The sequence below is a fragment of the Hyalangium versicolor genome (genome assembly GCF_020103695.1).
Taxonomy (GTDB): Bacteria; Myxococcota; Myxococcia; order Myxococcales; family Myxococcaceae; genus Hyalangium; species Hyalangium versicolor.
In genome coordinates this window covers 709,618-729,158 of record NZ_JAHXBF010000001.1, presented here as the reverse complement: position 1 = coordinate 729,158, position 19,541 = coordinate 709,618, and the positions used below count along the sequence as shown (strand labels likewise).

The window sequence follows — 19,541 nt, the reverse complement described above, 5'->3', positions numbered from 1 at the left end:
AGCCTCACGCCTTCGGGGAGAGCAGGATCCTCGGAAAGGTCGGAGCCGGTCAAGGCAAGCCGCCCTTCCCTACCCCACTCATCCCGCGAGTTGCAGCGCGAGCACGCCCGAGCGGTATTGCAACACGGAGGCATGCAGGAACCACAGCCCGGAGGCGGCGCCGAGCCCGAGCAGCTCCCGAGGCTCCAGCGTGGCCTCCCAGCGCAGTCCGCCCTCGATGGGCACGGGCCCCTTCCGCTCCACGAACGGTCCGGCGGAGAGGGAGCGGCAAACGGGCGTCTGCGTGAGGCTGTCGATGGCCACCACGAGGGTCGCGGGGATCAGGATCTGCTTCACGGACTCGGCCACGGCGGAGGAGAACTGGTAGGTGAGGCGGAGGCGCGTTCCTTCGAACGCCGCCAGGATCCCCTCCTCCATGGCGGCCGTGGACGTGGGGGCACTGTGAGCGCAGCCTCCTGACACGAGCAACCCTGCACCACCGAGCAACAGGGAGCGGTTGAACGAGCGCCGTGTCGTCTTCGGTATCGGGTCCGTCATCGCAGCAGCTCCTCGCGGGCCTTGCCGATGGGCGTCCGGCCCGGGGTGATCCGGTACAGCATTTCGATCGCATCTCGGGCCACGCGGTGCACCGGATGCTCCGGAGAGGTCCGCTCGGCCAGGGCGCTCCACAGTCGCACAGCCAGTTCCTGATGGATCAGCGCCAACTGGCTGCGCGGCGAGAGAAAGGACGGATCCAGCTCGACGGCACGCTCCAGGAAGCGCGCGGCTTCGAGTTCCCGACCCTCGTTCTGGAGATGGAGCGCCTCGTTGTACCAGGCCATGGCATCGTCGGGGTGGGCCTCGCGATACTCGCGGTTGCGCTCGTAGTAGCGCTGGAGCTTCCCCTCCACCGCCTGGTCCTCCTTGAGGAAGCCGTAGTGCTGGAGGGGCACATTGGACGGACGGACCACCAGTTCGGGATGAGAGGCAAGGCTCCGCTCGACCGTTTCGTGCACCGGGCGCGAGAAACGGATCCGCGAGTCGTTGCGGAACAGGCGCGCCGCCAGCGTCATCACCGGGGCCCCTTCCTTCTGGTGGTTGGAGACCTGGAACGTGTACGCATGGACGTCCAGATCGTCCATCAGCCGCTGCAACCGGGGCAGATCCTGGAGGGCGAGCTCCTCATCCGGATCCATCACGAGGATCCAGGGTTGCGTCGCGAGGTCCAGGCAGCGGTTGCGCAACCGATCCAGATCGAGGCGATCGGTGCGGAACTCCACGACCTTGTCGGTAAAGCGCCGGGCGATCTCCTGGGTCCGGTCGGTGCTGCCGTTGTCGACGACGCAGATCTCATCGACGAATGGCTCCAGCCCGGCGAGGAAGCCCTCCAGGCGCTCCTCCTCGTTGCGAGCGATGACACAGAGCGACACGCCATGCTCTTTCGGATAGCGGCGCAGCGTCACGGTGCTGCTCAGCAGGTGTGAGTAGTCACTGTTGCCCACGAGGTCCGGCCGGGGCGAGGGATCCAGTTGGCGGTAGCGCGAGTGCTTGGCCCGCCGGAGCGGCTCGGTGTCATAGCCGAGATGTCTCACCCGGATGTCCGTGTATCGGGCGGCCCCTGCTGGGAATTGAGGGATGTTGCCGCAGTGCAGACCGTTCTCCGTGCCCAGCACGATGCGCTGACCGGGCTCGCAGCGGTACATGCGATAGCCGGACATGTTTCCGAAGATGCCGTCCGCACGGAAGTAGGTGTGGCTCGGCTCCCAGAAGGTGTACCAGTGGAACCCGAGCACCTTGACGTGCGGATCTGTCAGCCGCATGAGCCGCTGTGCCCGCGCCCTGTCCATCTCGAAAACCTCATCGGAGTCGATCGAGATGATCCAATCCGCACCCTGCTCCGCGGCCATGGTGAGCACACGGTTGCGATCGCGCCGCTCGTGGAAGGGCAGGTCCTGGTACTCGTAGCGGAGCACTGCGGGATGGTGTTCGCAGAGCGCACGAGTCCCATCGGAGGAGCCATCGTCCAGCACGACGATGCCGTCCGCGAAGCGAGCGGTGGCTTCGAGGCTCTCCCGCAGGGTGGCCTCAGCGTTCTTCACCCGGTAGGCAGCAATGAGCCGCGGCTCGGCCCGGCGGAGTTCCCGCCACTTCTCATAGAAGCGGCCCCGGTTGGCGAGCCCGCTGCGCATCTCCGGAGCAACCCTGCGGAACGTCGCACTGCCCTCGTGGTGGATGTAGACGTCTCCGGCGATGACGCAGTCCCAGCCCCTCTCCTGGGCGCGCAGGACGAGATCGTTGTCGTCGAAGCCGCCTGGGGAGAAGCGCTCATCCAACCCGCCGATCTCTGCATAGCAGTCACGGTGGAGCATCAAGCAGAAGCCGGAGAGGAAGAAGCTGGCCCCCCAGTTGCGCCGGAATGCATCCCGGTGCCGTCGGGCGTGGGTATCCAGGGTTGCTGAGTGAAACGGCGGCGGATTGGCGACCTGCTGGGGGCCGCCCGCCGAGTTCGTCACAGGCCCGACCAGACCCACGCGCCGCAAGCCGGGCACCACGGTGCCTGCCTGCTCCATGCACTCGCGCAAACCGGTGAGCCACTCAGGAGTGACAACGACATCGCTGTTCAGCAAGACGAGGTACTTGCCGCGAGCGCGCTCGAGGCCGGCGTTGATGCCTCGGCACCAGCCTTCATTCCGGTCCAGCAGGAGGAGCTGGGCGACGCTGCCCATGCGCTCTGTGATCTCCTTCAGATATGCGCGAGTGCCATCCGTGGAGGCGTTGTCCACGAAGATGATCTCGGCCTGCTCTGGGAGGTTCCGGCGCAGCGACTCCACACAGCGGACAGTGAATTCGAGGGCGTTGTGGGTGACGACGATGACAGAGAATTCCATGCCGGATTCCACGCTCAGAGGGGATCTAGGGCACGACCCAGAGCACGTCTGAGACGTACTGGCGGCAGGACGCATGGAACAAGGTGGGAAGGTTCCCGGTGAACCCTGGCTCCAGCGCGCATCGGAATGCGACGGTGCACTCGGAGCCCGCCTCCTCTGCGTCATCCTCGAACACCAGGCGCTCACCCACCAGATTGACGACGTAGGAGCCCTGGGTGACCGGGTTGATCGCCACCAGCACGATGCCCCTCGGCAGTTCCTGGCGCCCCGCGGGCAAATCCGCCTTGGCAATCCGGCACGTGCCGTAGACGACCAGGCCCGGGTCCTGCTGCGGCTCCTTGGTCACGGTAATGGCAATGCCGAGCCCACGCAGGGAAGGCGTGCGCGCACTCCGGCCAAAGGTCAGGGATCGGATTCGCATGAGAGGTGCTCAGAGTTCGATGGCTCGGTTGGCCATCAGGTCCAGGCCGATCACATTGGACACGTAGTTCTCCAGCACGAGGTACAGGAACACGCTGGGGCGGTGAATCGGCGGCGCCACCTGGAATGACACCACACCGTTCACGTAAGCACCGCTATAGCCTTGAGCCTTCAGCGGACCCCGTGGCGGCAGTGGCAACGCCGGCGGCGTGACGAGGTTGACGGTGCGATCGTCCTCCCACTTGATGAAGTCGTTGTAGGTGCGAACCGCGAAGCCGTCATGCTGGTCCACATCGTTGACCACCAGGACCAGCGCCTCGCCCAGGGAGCGGTAACGCGCCTCCATCTCCTCGGGGAACATGGCCTTGGCGTGAAACTCGAACTCCAGGCGGCCTTCCGCGCAGACGAGCGCGCTCACCGCCAGCCGGATGCTCTCCTTCCCCAGTTCGACGGTGGGCGTGGCCGGGTGCTCCGAATATCCGAAGGGCTGCACTTGATACTTCATGGTGGGCTCCCTCAGCCGAAGTAGTCCCAACGTCGGGTGTTCATCGAGGCGGATTCCAAGTTGAAGCGCTTCAGCCGAGGCACACAGGCTGGACAGAACTTCCCATCCGGCTCCACATGCGATTCGCCCGAGAAGTACATCGTGCACAGGTGGCCGGCGCCCCCGTACTGGTACCACTGGCCGGTGGTCAGACCTGCGCTCACGGGCGCGGCCTGCAGCACCGCATTCGTCGTGCAGTGCGGGCCTCTGCCACCATAGGGATCGGTATGCCAGTTGGGGTTGTGCTCGGCACTCAGCGCATTGCCCGGCCCATCCCACCGCGACTCCTTCTCCACCGTCTGCCCCACGCCATGGCCCACCTCGTGCGTGAAGGTCTGGAGCACATCCGTCGAACCATCGATGGTGCGGACGATGCAGAAGTTGGCGACGCTGTAGCCCATGACCGTGGACTCAGCGATCACCTTGATGTCGAGGTTGAAATTGTTGGCGGGCGCCGCGGCCAGATGGTTCGTGAGGCCTGGAACGGTGTTGAGATCCCAGGTCATCACGCTGCTGACCCGCGTGGGCACCCCTGTCACCGCGAGTTTGTCCCGGACATCCAACGCCAACCGGCCGGGCCAGCTCACCGTGGCGCGGTATACGAAGGCGAGCGGATCCCCAGGATCCAGGTGCAGCTTGAAAGCGAAGTTCTTGGTGCCTGTGACGGCCCGAATCGTAGGCTGCGCGTAAGGCTTCTCCTCCACGCGGTAGATATCCGGCACCACCAGCAGCGCCACGTGATGGGGCTTGTCAGCGAGCGCTCCGCTTCCAAAGGGCCGGAGACCGATGACCCCATTGGGGGGGTCTCGCATGAAGTGGAACTGGGGCCGTCCCAGCTGCGCCTGGGTGGTGGCATCCACCCGCGCCATCTGCGTAGCGGTGGCCACCATCTGGATCTGCTGGAGCTCGACGAAGCCTTCCAGGAAGGCGCCTTCGAACTTCCCCTTCAACGAGTTGAAGAGGTTCTGGGAGTCGGCGCCCATGTAATGGACGGTGTAGTAGATCTTCCGCCAGGTCTCGAACTCGTCCGTCTGGAGGAAGTTCGCCCGATCTCCCTTCTTGGCCACCTTCACGACGAACTTGTCACCTCCCGATGGAGGGAAGGTGATGCTGTTCTCGAACTTCCCCGAGGCGACGGTGATGGCCGTCTCGTTGAACTGGAGCCGGGGGCGCTGCGCGGGGCTCAGGTAGATGGAATCCGTGTTGCCGGGAGCCGGCTCGATCCACCACTCCAGCCGATCTCCCGGGTTCACGTTGGGAACCGTGTTCGGAGTGACCTGGAGGGCGCGCGTGCTTCCGCGCTCGGGGTTGGGAACCGATGTGGGGAGATTGACGTATTGCTTCGTGGTCGGCATCGGCAGCCCTTAGAGGACTTCGATCTTCTGCAGCTTCCACTCCTTCGGCTTCTCATCCGGGTTGGGAGGAAGGATGGCGATGAGCGGAGGCTGGATCAGCGGCGCGGGCGGGGTGTTCTTGTCGTTGTGGAGCATCATGTCCAGGGCCCGAGCCACGCCCTTGCCCTCCACCTTCACGTCGAAGGAGTAGCTGACGAACTCGGCCTTGCCCTGCGTCTTTCCGGAGGCCACGCCCTTGTTGGTGCCCGCCTCGTCCCCCATGCTCGTCGAGAAGACGGACTCGGCGTGGCAGATCGGGTTGCCGTCCACCGTGACGGACTTGGCGCCCTTGTCCGTATCGGCGGACTTGGCGATGTTGGGGTACGGGATGGGCACCGGCGGCGCGGGCGGCGCCGGAGTCAGGCAGACATCCGGGGCGGCAATGGTGATGCCGTTGCTGTCCTTGTGGACGACGGTCCGCTGATTCACTCCGACCTGGCTGGCCATATCTCCGAGTCCTCCCCTTCACGCTCGGGCAAGCACGAGCGCCGTGCGCTGCCCATCATCGTTCCCCGCCCACAGCAGGGCGCGATCCGCGGGAGCATACCTCCGTTGGAAGGAACGGCCGACGACCGCCATCAACACGCCACCCGTGGAGGCGCCCACATCCCCCAGGCAATCCGCCGGGTGCCACAGGCGGCTCACCCCCTTGAGTTCTTGCGTCAGGCGCACTCGCACCAGGCCCCACTCCCGGAACCGGTAGCTCTCACCGTTCAGGTCGCAGATCACCCAATCCGCCCCCTGGGGTAGTCCCGCCGCCGTGCAGGCGGTGCGGATGGCGTTGGCCAGCCCTTCTCCCGTGGACTGATCCCCCGAGCCGATCGAGAACTTCTCGGCTGCCGTCGCGGCCGCCACCACCGAGGCGATGGGCTCCGCGCCGCGCTTGAGCGCATCCGAGGGCCGCTCCAGCAGCACCGCGGTCGCGGACTCGCCCGGGATGAAGCCGTCGCGGTTCCGAGAACTCTTCAGCCGCCCTGCCCGATCGAGCCGCGCCAGCTCCTCGGAGAACAGGCGCGAGTCCACCCCGGCCACGATGCAGGCCTCCCATTTGGGCCGAGTCACGGCGGTCAGCGCATCCTGCACGCACCGGAGCATTCCCGCGTTTCCACCATGGCCGACCACGCTCGCCGAGGTGGGCAGGCCCGTCTTGGCTGCCAGCGTCGGGAGCAGCGTTTTGTGCAGCGCCGCGTGGGCCGGAGACAGTGTCGGTTCGGGCAGCGACACCACGAGCCGGATCCGCGCGAGTTCCTTGCGCCCGAGCCGGGTGTTGCGGATGAGGTCCTCGATGGCGAGGGTGAGCAGCCGCACGGCCCAATCGGGGCCGCGCTCGGCGAACACCCGGGAGCCCACCAGCGGCTCGGGCTCTCCCTCTTCGTGAGGCGCGCGGGAGGCGAAGGTATCCAGTTCCTTGAACCGGTTGATGCCCGCACGGATGGCCGCGCAGCTACCCACCACGTCCCATCCCACCGCGGACACCATGCCCAGACCGGTGATGGCGAGCGGGTAGCTGCTCCTGGCATCCCTGCCCGATCCAGCGCTCATTGCTGCCTCACCTCGATGTGCTCCACCTGGAGCATGTCCTGGGGCGTGAGCCGGCGGTGGCCGCGCCACAGCATGACGGCCTGCTCCTCGTCAGGCAGCAGTACGAGCGTGTCGAAGCGCATGGGCACCTCATGGCGCTCCCGCGCGATGCCGACGAAGACGCGAGGCCGGGTTCCAGGAAGATGGAAGCGCAACGTGCCCCGAGGGCTCAGGTGGGCGAGCTCCACCAATTCGTTCCCCTCGAAGAAAGGAGAGGCGATGAGCGGCGCAGGTGCCGCGTTGTGGTGGCGATTGTCGAAGTCCTCGGGAGGCAGCGGCGCGCGGTTCTTCCGCCAGGCCTCGCCATAGGTGCCCGCCAGGGCGGCGCGGGGTTGCCAGCTCCGAGCGATGAAACCCAACCCCGCGGGGGGGGGCCTGTCCTTGGGCGAGCGGATGAGGTGCTCGGGATCCTCGATGTTGGGCAGGAAGCCCTCCCCAGCGGGGAGCCCCGTGCGCTGGGCGCGGAAGCCCCGGCCCACCGGGTTGCGCGGATCCATCTCGTGGTGGCGGGGATCAGGGGCACTGCGGTCCGTTCCGCCGAAGGCGCGCTCGTAGGTGAGCGGCATCTTCGCGAACGGCTCTGGCGAGGAAAGGCCCAGCCCCTTTCGCCAGCGCCGATCTCCGAAGACGGTGAGCACCCGGAAGATCTTCCCCACCCGCAGCGCGACCTGGACCTGAGGCTCCGGGCGGCGAGGCGGATACGCGTGCCCGAGCACCACCACGTCCGTGGCGGGCTTGTAGACCGCGAGGTCCGACTCCCACCGGACGCTGGACTCGCCCGGCTCGCCGTAGAAGTCGTCCACGGCCTGCACGGGGAGCTGCTTCGGGGCGGGCTCCAGGCGGCCACCCTTCCCCAGCGCATAGGTGCACTTGACGACCGTGAGGAGCACGTCGCGCCCCTCACGATCTGGCACCACGGTGCGCTCGGCGGCGAAGGGCGTCCTGTTGACGAGTTCCATCTCGGAACCAGAGGGAGGGGCAGTTCGGGGTGAAGGGTTGGAATATAGTCGTCCCCCCGGCATGGGGAAAGACGAACGCGGAGGCCCGCGATGCATCAGGGGCTCAGGCCCCTACCGCCGCACGCCTTGGGGTACGCTAGGGGAATGAGCGCCCCACCCCACACCGCCAAGCCGAAAGCCCCAGGGCTCGAGACGCTCGAGCCCATCACGACGCCTCGATCGGGATGGCTCGTGGGAGTGGATGCCGAGGGACGCCCGCTGGTGGACTTCCCGGGCAACGTCCACGGCCCCCTCGCCGCTCGGAGGACGCTCCCGCAGGAGCCCGAAGCCCTGCGAAGCGCGGCTGCCCAGCGCCAGGGCGTGATGCTGCTCTTCGAGAACGGAGATCCCCGCCTGCCGGTGATCATCGGCCTCTTCCAGGCGGAGAGCCCTACCCCACTGCTGGACGCGGTGCTCGCGGCGCCGAACCCGGTCGCGGCCTCGCAGCCCGAGAAGCCGCCAGAGCCCGAGAAGCCGCCAGCCCCCGAAGTGAACCGGGCGGAGCCCATGGAGGTGCTCGTGGATGGCAGGCAGGTGGTGATCGAGGGCAACGATGAGATCGTCCTCCGGTGCGGCCAGGCCAGCATCACCCTGCGGCGCAACGGCAAGCTCATCCTCAAAGGCACCTATGTGGAGACCCACTCCACGGGTGTGAACCGCATCAAGGGCGGCAGCGTCCAGATCAACTGAGCCATGCCACCTCTGAAGATGGATGTGCTGGAGGAGCACTTCGCGGAGGCCGCGTTCCTCTGGTCCCAATGGGAGCGCGCCCTGCAGTCCCCCGCGTACGATGTCCTGGAGACCGCGGCGCTCGAGGAGCGGCTGCTGGCCCACCTGGACGGGCTGGTGCTGGGAGGAGAAGTCGTGGCGGGCGAACTCCTGCTGCCAGCCCTGGAGGCAGACGACGCGGGGAAGATCTCCGCCGCGGCGTTCGCGCTGCTCTCCGGAAATGGGAAGCGGGAGCTGGAGGAGACCCTCGCGGTGTTCGACGGAGGGGATGCTCTTCAGCAAAACAGTGTGGGGCGCGCGCTGGGGCTAAGCGAACGGGAGGGCCTGGAAGCAGCGCTGCGCAAGCGGCTGAAAGCGGACGATGTGGCCCTCCGGGTCGCAGCGTTCCAGGTTCTGTCGTTCCGGGGAGCGATCTCCGCGGAGTTCCGGGGGGAGTGGCTCTACCGGGATGACGCGGGGCAGGTGATCGCCGCGCTCCAGGATGCGAATCCTCTGTCCCAGGACATCGTGCAATCCCTCCTGCCTCGGCTTCTGGTGGATCCGCGCCCAGGAGTGCGCGAGGCCGCGATCATGGCGGGGCTCGTCTCGGGTGCTTCACCTGCATGGAAGGCATGCCGGCAGGTGGCGAAGGAAGGTGGCGAAGGACGGCGGCAGTGCCTGGTCACGCTGGCGCTCGGCAGGGATGAGAAGGATGCCGAGTGGCTGGCGAGCCTGGTGAACAACGAGGAACAACGAGCGGACGTGCTCTGGGCGCTGGGGTTCAGCGGACAAACCGTCGCCGCGGAGGCCTGCCTGCAAGTCATGCATGACGAGCGGGTGGCGAACCTGGCCGGCGAGGCCTTCTCGGCCATCACCGGACTGAAGCTGGAGGGGAAGTACCAGCTTCCTCCCCCTGAGGAGGAGGAATCACTCGTCCCTCTCGACGACGAGGACCTGGACAAGGACCTCGTGCCGGGCCCCGAGGCAAGCCTGCCGCTACCGGCTGCGGATGCGGTCGAAGGATGGTGGAAGCAGGCCCGGAAGAGCTTCGAGCGGGGGACGCGCTATCTGCGAGGACAGAAGGCCGACGAGGTGGAACTCCTGGATGCGCTCAGGAGCGAACCCATGAGGCGGCGGCCCGTGCATGCGCTGGATCTGTCCATCCGGAGCCGCGGCGCACAGAACCTCCAGCCCCAAGCCTTCACACTCCGTCAGCTGGCCGAGTGGGAGAAGGCTCGAGCAGGGAGCACGCGCGTATCGAAGCATCCGTTCGCGAAGATCTTCCTGGGCTGGGGCAAGGCAGTGACTTCTCGGAGAAAGCGCTTGGTTTGACTGGAGGTGATCCGCCTCGAAGGTGGCCGATAGGAGAACCCGTCAGGACGGGGCGCGAGGGGCGCTGAAACTTTTTTGCGCCAGCCAGCGGCGAGGACTGTCACTCCCGCGAGGCTCCAAAGCACTGCCTCTTGCTGCCCAGAGGAGATTGCCACCTGATGCGTCGACCATCCTGCTTGCTGCGTCGCTTCGCCGCGCTGTTGTCCCTGGCCGTCCTCACCGCTTGCCCGGAAGAGCCCTCGCTCGAATTCCAGCCGTCGATCCAGGGCACCGCGCGCGAGGGGCAGACGCTCACGGTAACCCTCGGGGACTGGTCACAGCCGCAGGGCGTCACCGTGACGTATCAGTGGGAGCGCTGCACCGCCGAGGGGCAAGAATGTGCCGCGGTCCCCAGCGCGAACGGCATGCAGTTCCTCCTCGCCGCCGCGGATGTCGGCTCGACGCTCCAGGTGCTCGTGTCCGCCACGGACGCGGATCGCACTTCGGAGTCTCGTGCGCCTCGCACGGGCGTCATCCTCCCGCTGGCGCCGACCCTCCGCTCTCCCCCTACCCTCTCCGGCGAGGCCCGGGTGGGGAGTACCTTGACTGGCAACTCGGGCAGTTGGGCAAGCTCGAGCTCGCTCACCTATGGGTACCAGTGGCTGCGCTGCGACCCCTCGGGTGAAGGCTGCACCCCCGTGGGCGGCGCCACGGCCAGCTCCTACGTCCTCTCCGCGGCCGACGTCGACGCCACCCTCCGGCTAGAGCTCACCGCCACGAACGCGGGCGGCTCGGCGACAGCCCGCTCCGACGCCACCGCTCGGGTCCAAGCACCGTTGCTCAATACCGAGCCCCCGCTGCTCTCCGGGGATACGACCGTGGGAGGGACGCTGACGGGCACGCAGGGCACCTGGGTGGCCTCGCCCGAGACGACGTATGCCTACCAATGGCAGCGGTGCGACGCCACCGGAGAGACCTGCACGAACATCCCTGGCGCCACGACCGACTCCTATCTCCTGGTCGCGGAGGACCTCCAGCGGACGATCCGGCTGGCGGTCACCGCCACGAATGCGGGCGGCTCGGCGACAGCGCGCTCCGACGCCACGGCGCTGGTGAGCGGGGTGCTGTACAACACCGCGCGCCCCGTGCTCTCGGGCAACGCGTTCGTGGGACAGACGCTGACGGGCACGCAGGGCACCTGGGTGGCGCTGCCCGAGGCGACGTACGCCTACCAATGGCAGCGGTGCGACGCCACCGCGGAGGACTGCAAGAACATCCCTGGCGCCACCGCCGACTCCTACCTCCTGGCCACGGAGGACCTCCGCCGGACGATCCGGCTGAGCGTCACCGCCACCAACACCGAACGCTCTGCCTCCGTCGCCTCGGCGCCCTCCACCCTGATCGGCTCGCCCTGCGCCGACTTGCGCTCGCAGGGCCCCCTTTCGCCCACCGTGGCCACCGGCGTCTCGAGTCTCATCATCTGGAATCAGCCCTCCGAGGCCCGTCTGGATGACGGTGCGTCCGCGACGGCGACACTGGGGCGCGGAGATGAGACGAACACGCTGGTCCTCACCGGGTGGGGCTTCAACCTCCCCCAGCACGCCACACTCCGCGGCATCCGCGTCGAGGTGCGGCGCTCGGCCTCGGTGGCGGGTGCCATCCTGGACACCACGGTGAAGCTCAAGGCCCCCGGCGCTGAGTACTCCAACAAGGCCCGCACCCAGGCGTGGGAGACCTCTCCCACGGTCGCCACATACGGCGGCCCCGAGGACCTGTGGAACACGAGCCTCTTGGCTCCGGCGGCGCTCAACGACCCGAGCTTCGGGATCGTCCTGGGCGCACACCACTCCCGGGCTCACGGTACCGCCGAGGCGCGGGTGGACTCAGTGCGAGTGACTGTCTTCTACACGGACTTCTCAGTGGTAGGCCCCGCCAGCCCGACGCTGGTGGTGGACGACGCCTCCACGGGGGAGGTGGCCTGGAGCAACCCTCAGGCGGCCGCCTCGCACGACGGCTCCTCGGCGACGGCCTCGAACTTCTCTCACGGCCAGCTCTCCCACTATCTCAAGGCGACAGGCTTCGGCCTCGCGATGCCCGCTGGGAAGAGCCCCTCTGGAGTGTACGTCGAGATCGAACGCTCGGGCTCGGTGACAGGCTTCCTGGACGCCTGGGTGTCGTTGGTGAAGAGCGGAGCCATCGACGACTCACTGCTCGAGTTCGGGCCGGCGTGGAGCACCCAGCCCGCGTATGTGGGGCACCTCCCTCGCGCAGACATGGGGGTGACGCTCACCGCGGCGGACATCGCGGACCCGGGCTTCGGCGCGGCCTTGAGCATCCTGTACGACGGCTACGTCACGGCCAACGAGGCGCGGGTGGACCACCTCCGCCTGTCGGTGCTGTACGATCCCGTGGAACGGGAGGTGACTGCCTTCCCAGCTCAGGCCACGAGCACGTCGGGCTCCCGTCCCTGGAGCAATGTGGATCGCGTGCTCGCGAACGACAATTCGAGCGCCATGATCTCGGCCATGATCAACCACGAGGTATCGGATGACTTGCGGACCTCGAGCTACGGCTTCTCGATCCCCGCGAGTGCGCGAATCACGGGTATCCAGCTCGACGTCAAGCGGCGCTCGCTCTCGAACGTGGGCCTGGTGGACGGACGGGTGCGGCTGCTGGTCGGGGGGCAGCTGGCCGACGAGGACCGCGGTCTGGCGGAGCGGTGGAACAACAGTATGCAGACGGTGGCGCACGGCGGACAGTCCGACGATTGGGGGCACACGTGGACGCCCGCCGAGGTGAATGGGGCCGGGTTTGGAGCCGCGCTCTCCGTGCGCTACGACAGCTTCTCCGGGAATGACTGGCCCTCCGTGGACCATATGGCCATGACTGTCTTCTACTGCGCGCAGTAGGTAGCGCAGCACTAATCCTTGGCCACGCCCTGTTGTCCGGGGTCAGGAGCGTCCCGGACCTCCATCCGCATCTCGTCGGAGGTGGCCCGGAGCTCGGGAGCGTACATGGCCTCGAGCCGGGCTGGCAGGGCGTGGAAACGGCCCGGAGCCTCGGCGCGCAGCTCGTAGGAGAGCTTCGTCACGCCCACGGGGATCTGCGACAGGAAGAAGGCCACGCGGTCATTGCGCAGCTCCACGTGGGCGCACTGGTAGTTGCAGATCTCCGGGCCGCTCCGCAGCGCCACGGCCTCCAAGCCCGCGGGCTTGAGATCCTCGACCATGAGGAACTCGACGGCCTTGTTGGCCTTCACCTCCAGGTCCACGCGGACGCGGATGCCGGACTCCACGGGCATGCCGTACTCGGCGCTGGCGCTCATGCGCTCGGAGGCGGCCGAGGGCTTGCCGAGGAGCGTGTACTTGCGCACCACCTTCACGTCTCCGCCAACGCCCTTCACGTTCTCATCGCGGTTGTACACGTCGAAGGTCGCGGCGTAGTAGCCGGTGACGGGGGCTCCGTCGCGCTGGAGCACCACGGTGTTCTCGCCGGGCCGGAACGCCGCGTCCGTGAGCACCACCGGAGCGGTCAGATCCATGCCGCCGGAGCTGAAGCGCACGCGCCCCGCCTCGCGTCCGTTCACCTGGACGATGAAGGAGCCGGAGCGCGCCGCCGCCTTCTCGCGCGCCGCGAGCTCCGACAGGGCGTAGAGCGAGAAGGCCGTGTCCCGAGTGGTGCGCCACTTGCCGCCGTTGCGGCGCAGCACCAGGAAGTCGGTCAGCGGCTTCACCCAGGGACTGTTGGGATCGTATCGGTAGACGGCCATGAGCGTGTACGCCGTGGCCTCGATGGCCTCGGAGGTCTGCCAGATGTCGTTGGCGTCTCCGGCCGAGACGTCCTGGCGCTCCTGGGCGGCCTTGAGGATGTCATCGAGGTTCTCCACGGCGATGCGCGCGCGCGGATCCTTCGCGGCGATCAGCGCCAGCGCGAGGAGCGCACGGCCCCGGTTCGAGAGCTTGCTCCGGCGCTCGAAGGCCTTGTCGAGCCCGGCCTTGGGAACGCTGCCCGTGGACGCGAGCGCGTAGAGCATCCAGGTGTGCTCCTCGGGGTTGCCGAGCGCCGCGCCAAGGTGGCTGGTGAGGTACGAGCGGCCCCGCTCCAGCACGCCGGGATCCACATTCAGGCCCGCGGAGCGGCCAAGCGCCAGGCCATAGACGACGTAGGCGGTCATCCACCGGTTCGTCGAATCGGTCTGCCACCAGCCCCAGCCACCGTCCCCGTGCTGGAAGCCGTAGAGGCGCTTGAGGCCCGCGTCGACCATGTCGTCCAGGTTCGCCGGCACGCGGGACTTCGGCAGACCGAGATCCCGTGCCGTCTTGGCGGCGATCGTCGCGGGCACGAAGCGCGAGAGCGTCTGCTCCACGCAGCCGTACGGGTACTGCGCCAGGTAGGGCAGCGCGTCCATCATCACCGAGACGAGCGTGGGTGAGACGGTCAGCTCGAAGCGCGTGGCGCTGGCGTTGCGCTGCTCGGGGAGCTTCACCTTGAGCTCCACGGAGTCCGAGAGCCGCCCGGCGAACGCGGCTCGCTGCGCCGAGCCGTGGATCACCACGGGCAGCGTGAGCTCCATGGCGTCCTGGGCTCCACCGCCTCGGGCGACGACCTGGACCGTCACGTCCCCGGGCTTCACGACGCGGAAGCGCGCGTCCACGCGCGTGTCCCCGCCAGCGGGCACCTCCACGGTGCGCTGGGTGGCATCGAGAGGCTCGAAGCCGGGAGCGCTGAACGACACTTGCACCGAGGCCGGGCGGCCGAGCCGGTTGGACACGAGGCCGGAGAGCGTCACCTCGTCGCGCTCGGTGAAGAAACGAGGAGACTGGAGTCGGACCATGAGAGGCTTCTCGGTGCGGAAGGTGGCCTTGCCCAGGCCCATCTGCTCACCCTGCGTCATGGCCACCGCGAGAGTGCGGAAGCGGGTGAGAGAGTCGGGCACCGTCAGCGCCAGCTCCTTGATCCGGTTCGTGCGCTCCTGGGGAAACCAGCCCGCCGACGAGCTGAAGTTGGAGCGGACCTTCACGGGGGGCTCTGTGGGGCCACCACCGCCCGGTTTCGCGGCCGCCATTCGGCTGGGCGCCGGAGCCTCAGCCTTCGAGGCCTCCTCCTCCGCGGGCGCCGCATTGCTGGCTTTCTTCTCCCTGGCGAAATCCATTCCGGCCCCGTCGTCGTCCTTGTCGGCATCACGTGTCGACCCGGCGGTGGCGGGCGCGGGCGTCTTGGCGGGGCTGTCCGCTGGGGCCTGGGCCACCGGCAGTAGCTCCTCGTCCTTGCGAGGGATCGGCCGGAACGAACGCTGGTTCTGCATGAATGTGGTGGTCACCCAGAGTTGCTGCGGACGGCGACCGAAGAAGGACAGCACGTCGGTCCGATCGGACGCGATGGCAAAGATCGCCTCGTCCACGGAGGACACCATGAGCTCCACCTCGCCCTGCGCGCCCTTCACCTCGATGCGGGCCTTCTGCGGTGCGCCGGGCTCCACCTGCTCCGAGCCGTGCGAGACGTTCACCTGGAGCGCGTTGTCCGTGCCGGACACCTTCACCACGGCCTGCGTCTGGAGGAAGGTGCCCTGCTCGAAGCGACCCACATGGAGCCAGGCGTTGGGCGTCATGGCGGCGGTGAGCGGCAACTCCACGAAGCGCGCGCGCCCACTCAGCGGGAACACCTTGGCGGAGTGCAGCTCCTGGCCCTCGATGGTGAAGAGCACATGCCCCCCGCCGGTGGGAGTGATCACGAGCGCCCGGACTGTTCCACCCACGGCGAGCGGCGCACGATCCGTGAGGAGCGCGAAGCCCATGTTTGGCGGAACGAACGGCTTCGCGTCATTCGTGAGCCACACGTCGGTGACGGCGTAGGGGGACTCGGTGTCCGGAGCGCCGGGACGGCGGACCTCGATGCGGGTAGGGCCCACCGCGTCGCCATCCAGCACCGCCTCTCCCCGGCCGTTCGTCAGCTGCGCGGAGCGCTTCAGGATGACGCTCTGGCGCCCATCCTTCTCGAGTCGCACGAGCCGCAGCTCCACCGCGGGAGACTGGCCGCGGCCGTTTGCATCCTCGGCGCGCAGCTTGATCTGGATGGGCTCGCCGGGCTTGTAGAGGTAGCGGTTGCTGCGCACGTCCACGAACACGGGAGTCGAGGACACGTTGATGCCACCGCTGCCGGTGACCTCGCGGCGGCTGGCATCCGTGACGAAGACCTGGACCTGGTAGCTGCGATCCCCGGCGTCCGCGGGCTTGGGCAACTCCAGCTCGGTGGTGCCATCCGGGCCGGTCTTGAAGGTCAGCGTCGTCTGCCGGTAGGTGGGTTGCCAGCCTCTGCCGTAATAGCGCTCTTCCTCTGAGTAGCCGCCGTAGCCGGAGTAGTCGACCCAGCCCACATCGATGTCATCCTCCCAGCGACTCCACCGGTGCACGTAGCCCTGCTCCGTCACGATGGCCCGGCCGTTCGCGTTGGCCACGGGGCCGCCGGAGTAGCGCGAGGCGGAGATGCGCACCTTGACGGCCTGACCCGGCGACGGGCTGCCCACGGGCTCCACGGACACGAGGAACTCCGGCGGCTTGAACTCCTCCACGCGGAAGACGTTGTTGGCCTGCTGGAAGGAGGAGTAGCTCCCCGAGCTGGCGTCCACCACGAAGCGCCACTGCCCCAGGGCCGCGTCCTTGCCGAGCGGGATCTCGAACGCCGCGGTGCCGAAGGGGCTGGTCGTGAACTCCTTCGAGAGGACCTCGCGAGACTGGGCGTCATAGGCGCGCACGCGCACGGTCTTCCCCGCGACGGGAGTCGAGGGGCCATTCGCCCGGTCTCGGAGGAACAGCTTCGCGCCCACGGTCTCGCCCGGCTTGTAGAGCGGCCGGTCCGTCAGCACGTACGCGAGCCACTCGCGCTGCTCGTCCGAGCCGTACCCATGGGCCCAGCCGTTCGAGAACGCGAGCTGGCCTCCGGCGCTCGCCCAGGCGGTGAGACTCTGGAGGCGACCGGGGATGTTCAGTGGGAGCCGAACAAGGCCCATCTCATCCGTGCGGCCCTGGAGCCGAGTGTCGCGCACCTGGTTGTCGTAGCTCCGGGTGTAGACGACGATGTCCGCGTTCCTGGCGGCCTCACCGGTGATCGCGTTCGCCACGAACACCGCGACCTCCTTCGGCGAGACCTTGACCTCCATGGCCAGCGTGGTGATCAACAGCCAGTCGGAGGCGCTCTCCTTGTTACTGGAGGCTTCCACGATCCAGGCGCCCGCGCCAGGCACCTCGATCGTCTCCTGCACGGCGCTGGGGGCGTAGGGAGAGGGCGCGGTGAGCTTCCGAGTCCAGCGCTTCACCACTTCGCCAGGAGCTCCCATCGGGGAGGAGCTCATGACCTTCTCAGGGCTCTGCTGGAGCGGATCCACGCGGCGCAGGGTGAGGGTGACGTCCGTCAGGTTGCGGAAGGAGATGTTCAGCGTCGGCTTCACGCCGGGCTGCTCGATGTACTGCGTGCCGACGGAGAGCCGAGGGCGCTTGATCTCCTCGATCCGCGAGCGCGCCTGATCGAACACGTTGCTCGTGGTGCCGTTGAAGCGGGAGACGATCTGCTCGTAGAGCGAGAGCGCCGCCGGGTACTGGCTTGTGCCCTCCTGATGCTGGCCCAGCCAGAAGAGAGCATCGTCGGCGTATTCGGTCTGGCCGCGGCCCAGCTCCAGCAGATCCTTCTCGGCGCGAGCGATGCGGTCCTTCTGTCCCGTCTGCATCCAGGCGCGCGCTCTCACGAGGAGGGCGTGGGCGCGGTCGCGAGCAGAGGGCTCCAGGGACAGCATGCGCTCACAGAGTCCCTCCACGAGCTTCGTGTTGTAGGTCTGCTGCTCCATCTGGTTGAGCGCCGTGCGGAAGAACAGCCCGCGCGCCTCCTGGGCCCACCGGCCGCCGGAGCCGCGCGCCACGGCCTCGAGCTGCTCGAGGGCGACGGACGTGCGGTCCCGGTTGCCCCGACTCATCCAGGTCTCACCGCGCTCGACCAGGGTGAGATGGGCCAGGGCCCGAGGCAGATCCGCCGGCCCCTCCCCCGCCGCCGCCCGGAGCGACTGCAGCGCGCCGGAGCTGTCCTTTCCCGAGAGCAGGCAGGCCCGGTCTCCCTTCACCTTCGCCTCGGAGGCGAGCGCGGAGGACGGATGCTTGCGGAGGAAGGTGCGGAACGCCTCACAGGCGCGGGACATCGACTGCTCGGCCAGGGAGCGGTTGGCTCCGTCGAACTCGGACTGCTCGGCCTCCGGGACACTCGGGGTGGGGGCGGCTGTGGCGGCAAGTGCGAGGTGAGAGGCCACGAGGCCGGTGGCCAACAGGAGCAGGGCCGCGCGGCGAGCAGGGTGGGACACGGTGAGACTCCGGGCTTGAAACGTGCGTGGGAGCATCAACGCACCAAGCCTGAATAGAATCTATCGGACGAATGAACTCCTCTCCGCACCGGGCTGCCTGCAACAGAGCCGCTCTGGCCGGGCTGATGGTGCCCATCGTCGCTTCGCTCGCCACCTGGGCCCTGGCGGGGAGCGTCGTCCGGGCCATGCTGGCCGTCACGGTCTCGACGATCCTCAACCTTCCCTCGCCGCTGGCAGGGGGCATGGTCATGCAGGGCGTGGTCAGGGTCCGCTGGATGCGGTGGGAGAGGACCTTCGATGCCGACCGGAGCCTGTCCGAGGCGGTGGCTGGATACTTCCTGCTCAGCGGGTTGACCCTGGCAGGCTTCTTCGTGGCGGCTCCACTGCTGGGGGCGCTCCTTCGATGGGTGGGGCCCTTCCGGACCGGGCTGGACGAGGTCCTCACGCTCGGAGCCGTGGTGCTGCTCGTGGCTGTCGGAATGGGGGTCCACCGCGCCGAGGTTTCGCTCTCTTCGCTCCGGTCCCGGCTGGAGAAGGAAGGCACGCAGGTGGGGCCGGAGGAGCTGGCTCGGGTGATGAAGCGGCTGACGGAGTTGGCCCGTCCGGATGGTGGCTTCGGGCATGTGGGCGGCATCGGTGCTCGAACCGTGGGGCTGCACGAGCACCTCGACGCGGAGGCGCTCCTGCGGCTCGTCTCGGAGCGGGGCCTGCCAGGGGCCGCCGAGCTTCATGCTCGCTGCCTGAGCTACCTTCTGACTCGCGCCGAACCAGAAGGTGGGTTCTCGACCTATCCGTCCGGGCTGGCCCGTGTGCAGTACACCGTGCAGGCGCTGGAGGCGCTGCGCGGGAGGATCGATGAGCCTTCGATTGAGCGGCATCGCGCCGCCCTACGAGCCTGTCGTCGGGAGAACGGGAGGTTCGGGCGCAGCGCCACCGCCCCCGCGTCGGACGAGGCCACGCAGTGGGCTCTCCAGACATTGGGAACTGCTGGCCGTCCACTCCCATGAATTCATGATTCATCAAGGGCTTCGGCCCAGCTTATGAATCCTTAGAACTTCGTCTCGCCAGGTCGCGGTGACGCTGGAGAAGGAACAGCCGCAGGCGTAGGGGCTGGCGCGGGCGGAGAAGAAGAGGCCGATGGTGGCGCCGACGCGGGCGTACCGGTGCCCGTGTCCGGTGGGAGAACGGCAGGTGGGAGAGTTGGCTCGGGCGAAGGAGGGCTTGGGCGATAGGGCTCGGGCTCGGCCGGAAGCGGTTCTGCTCGGGGTGGCGGGGCCTCGGCTACCACTTCGCCTTGGGGAGTGACTGCGTACACATAGTGCCAGTCGAGCACGCGCCCACGCGGGCCACCGCACCGATTGAAGTGTTGGCCCAGCG

At 67.9% G+C, this 19,541-nt stretch carries 13 protein-coding genes; 4 read left to right on the top strand and 9 right to left on the bottom strand.

All coding sequences use genetic code 11. From position 1 onward, the window contains the following. Positions 1 to 78: 78 nt before the first annotated feature. Genes KY501_RS02510 through KY501_RS02475 form a run of 8 tightly spaced genes read right to left on the bottom strand, consistent with a single transcriptional unit; the run spans position 79 to position 7,765 of the window. The gene (locus KY501_RS02510) at positions 79 to 537 is read right to left on the bottom strand and encodes a hypothetical protein (RefSeq protein WP_224360799.1); all 459 of its coding nucleotides are present in this window, start codon (positions 535 to 537) and stop codon (positions 79 to 81) included. Continuing rightward, positions 534 to 2,867, bottom strand: coding sequence for a glycosyltransferase (locus KY501_RS02505; RefSeq protein ID WP_224360798.1), 2,334 nt, complete (start codon positions 2,865 to 2,867; stop codon positions 534 to 536). Before KY501_RS02505 ends, KY501_RS02510 begins: the two co-directional genes overlap by 4 nt. A gap of 25 nt (positions 2,868 to 2,892) precedes the next feature. Next, a complete protein-coding gene (locus KY501_RS02500) occupies positions 2,893 to 3,288 on the bottom strand; it encodes a hypothetical protein (RefSeq protein ID WP_224360796.1) in 396 nt (131 codons plus the stop codon). 9 nt (positions 3,289 to 3,297) lie between these two features. Then, positions 3,298 to 3,792 carry a hypothetical protein gene (locus KY501_RS02495; RefSeq protein WP_224360795.1) on the bottom strand — a complete coding sequence of 165 codons (495 nt, stop codon included), beginning with the start codon at positions 3,790 to 3,792 and terminating at the stop codon, positions 3,298 to 3,300. Between the two features lie 11 nt (positions 3,793 to 3,803). Further along, positions 3,804 to 5,186 (bottom strand): hypothetical protein, encoded by a 1,383-nt coding sequence (locus tag KY501_RS02490; protein WP_224360793.1) that lies wholly within the window; start codon positions 5,184 to 5,186, stop codon positions 3,804 to 3,806. A gap of 9 nt (positions 5,187 to 5,195) precedes the next feature. Beyond that, positions 5,196 to 5,672, bottom strand: a complete 477-nt coding sequence (locus tag KY501_RS02485) for a DUF4150 domain-containing protein (protein ID WP_224360792.1) — start codon at positions 5,670 to 5,672, stop codon at positions 5,196 to 5,198. Between the two features lie 18 nt (positions 5,673 to 5,690). Next, positions 5,691 to 6,767, bottom strand: coding sequence for a hypothetical protein (locus KY501_RS02480; protein WP_224360791.1), 1,077 nt, complete (start codon positions 6,765 to 6,767; stop codon positions 5,691 to 5,693). Beyond that, the gene (locus tag KY501_RS02475; protein WP_224360788.1) at positions 6,764 to 7,765 is read right to left on the bottom strand and encodes a DUF2169 family type VI secretion system accessory protein; all 1,002 of its coding nucleotides are present in this window, start codon (positions 7,763 to 7,765) and stop codon (positions 6,764 to 6,766) included. The genes KY501_RS02480 and KY501_RS02475 overlap by 4 nt, the downstream gene beginning before the upstream one ends. A gap of 144 nt (positions 7,766 to 7,909) precedes the next feature. On the opposite strand from KY501_RS02475, the gene KY501_RS02470 reads away from it, so the two are divergent. The 3 genes from KY501_RS02470 to KY501_RS02460 all read left to right on the top strand — a co-directional run bounded on the left by KY501_RS02470 (position 7,910) and on the right by KY501_RS02460 (position 12,732). Continuing rightward, positions 7,910 to 8,494 (top strand): DUF6484 domain-containing protein, encoded by a 585-nt coding sequence (locus KY501_RS02470; RefSeq protein WP_224360786.1) that lies wholly within the window; start codon positions 7,910 to 7,912, stop codon positions 8,492 to 8,494. 3 nt (positions 8,495 to 8,497) lie between these two features. Next, positions 8,498 to 9,844, top strand: a complete 1,347-nt coding sequence (locus KY501_RS02465; RefSeq protein WP_224360784.1) for a TIGR02270 family protein — start codon at positions 8,498 to 8,500, stop codon at positions 9,842 to 9,844. Positions 9,845 to 10,002: 158 nt separating this feature from the next. Next, positions 10,003 to 12,732, top strand: coding sequence for a hypothetical protein (locus KY501_RS02460; protein ID WP_224360782.1), 2,730 nt, complete (start codon positions 10,003 to 10,005; stop codon positions 12,730 to 12,732). 11 nt (positions 12,733 to 12,743) lie between these two features. Here the strand turns inward: KY501_RS02460 and KY501_RS02455 are convergent, their stop codons facing one another. Then, the gene (locus KY501_RS02455; protein WP_224360780.1) at positions 12,744 to 18,164 is read right to left on the bottom strand and encodes an alpha-2-macroglobulin family protein; all 5,421 of its coding nucleotides are present in this window, start codon (positions 18,162 to 18,164) and stop codon (positions 12,744 to 12,746) included. A 71-nt stretch (positions 18,165 to 18,235) separates the two neighbouring features. Between KY501_RS02455 and KY501_RS02450 the strand changes: the two genes are divergently transcribed. After that, positions 18,236 to 19,171, top strand: coding sequence for a hypothetical protein (locus tag KY501_RS02450; RefSeq protein ID WP_224360778.1), 936 nt, complete (start codon positions 18,236 to 18,238; stop codon positions 19,169 to 19,171). The last annotated feature ends 370 nt before the right edge of the window (positions 19,172 to 19,541 follow it).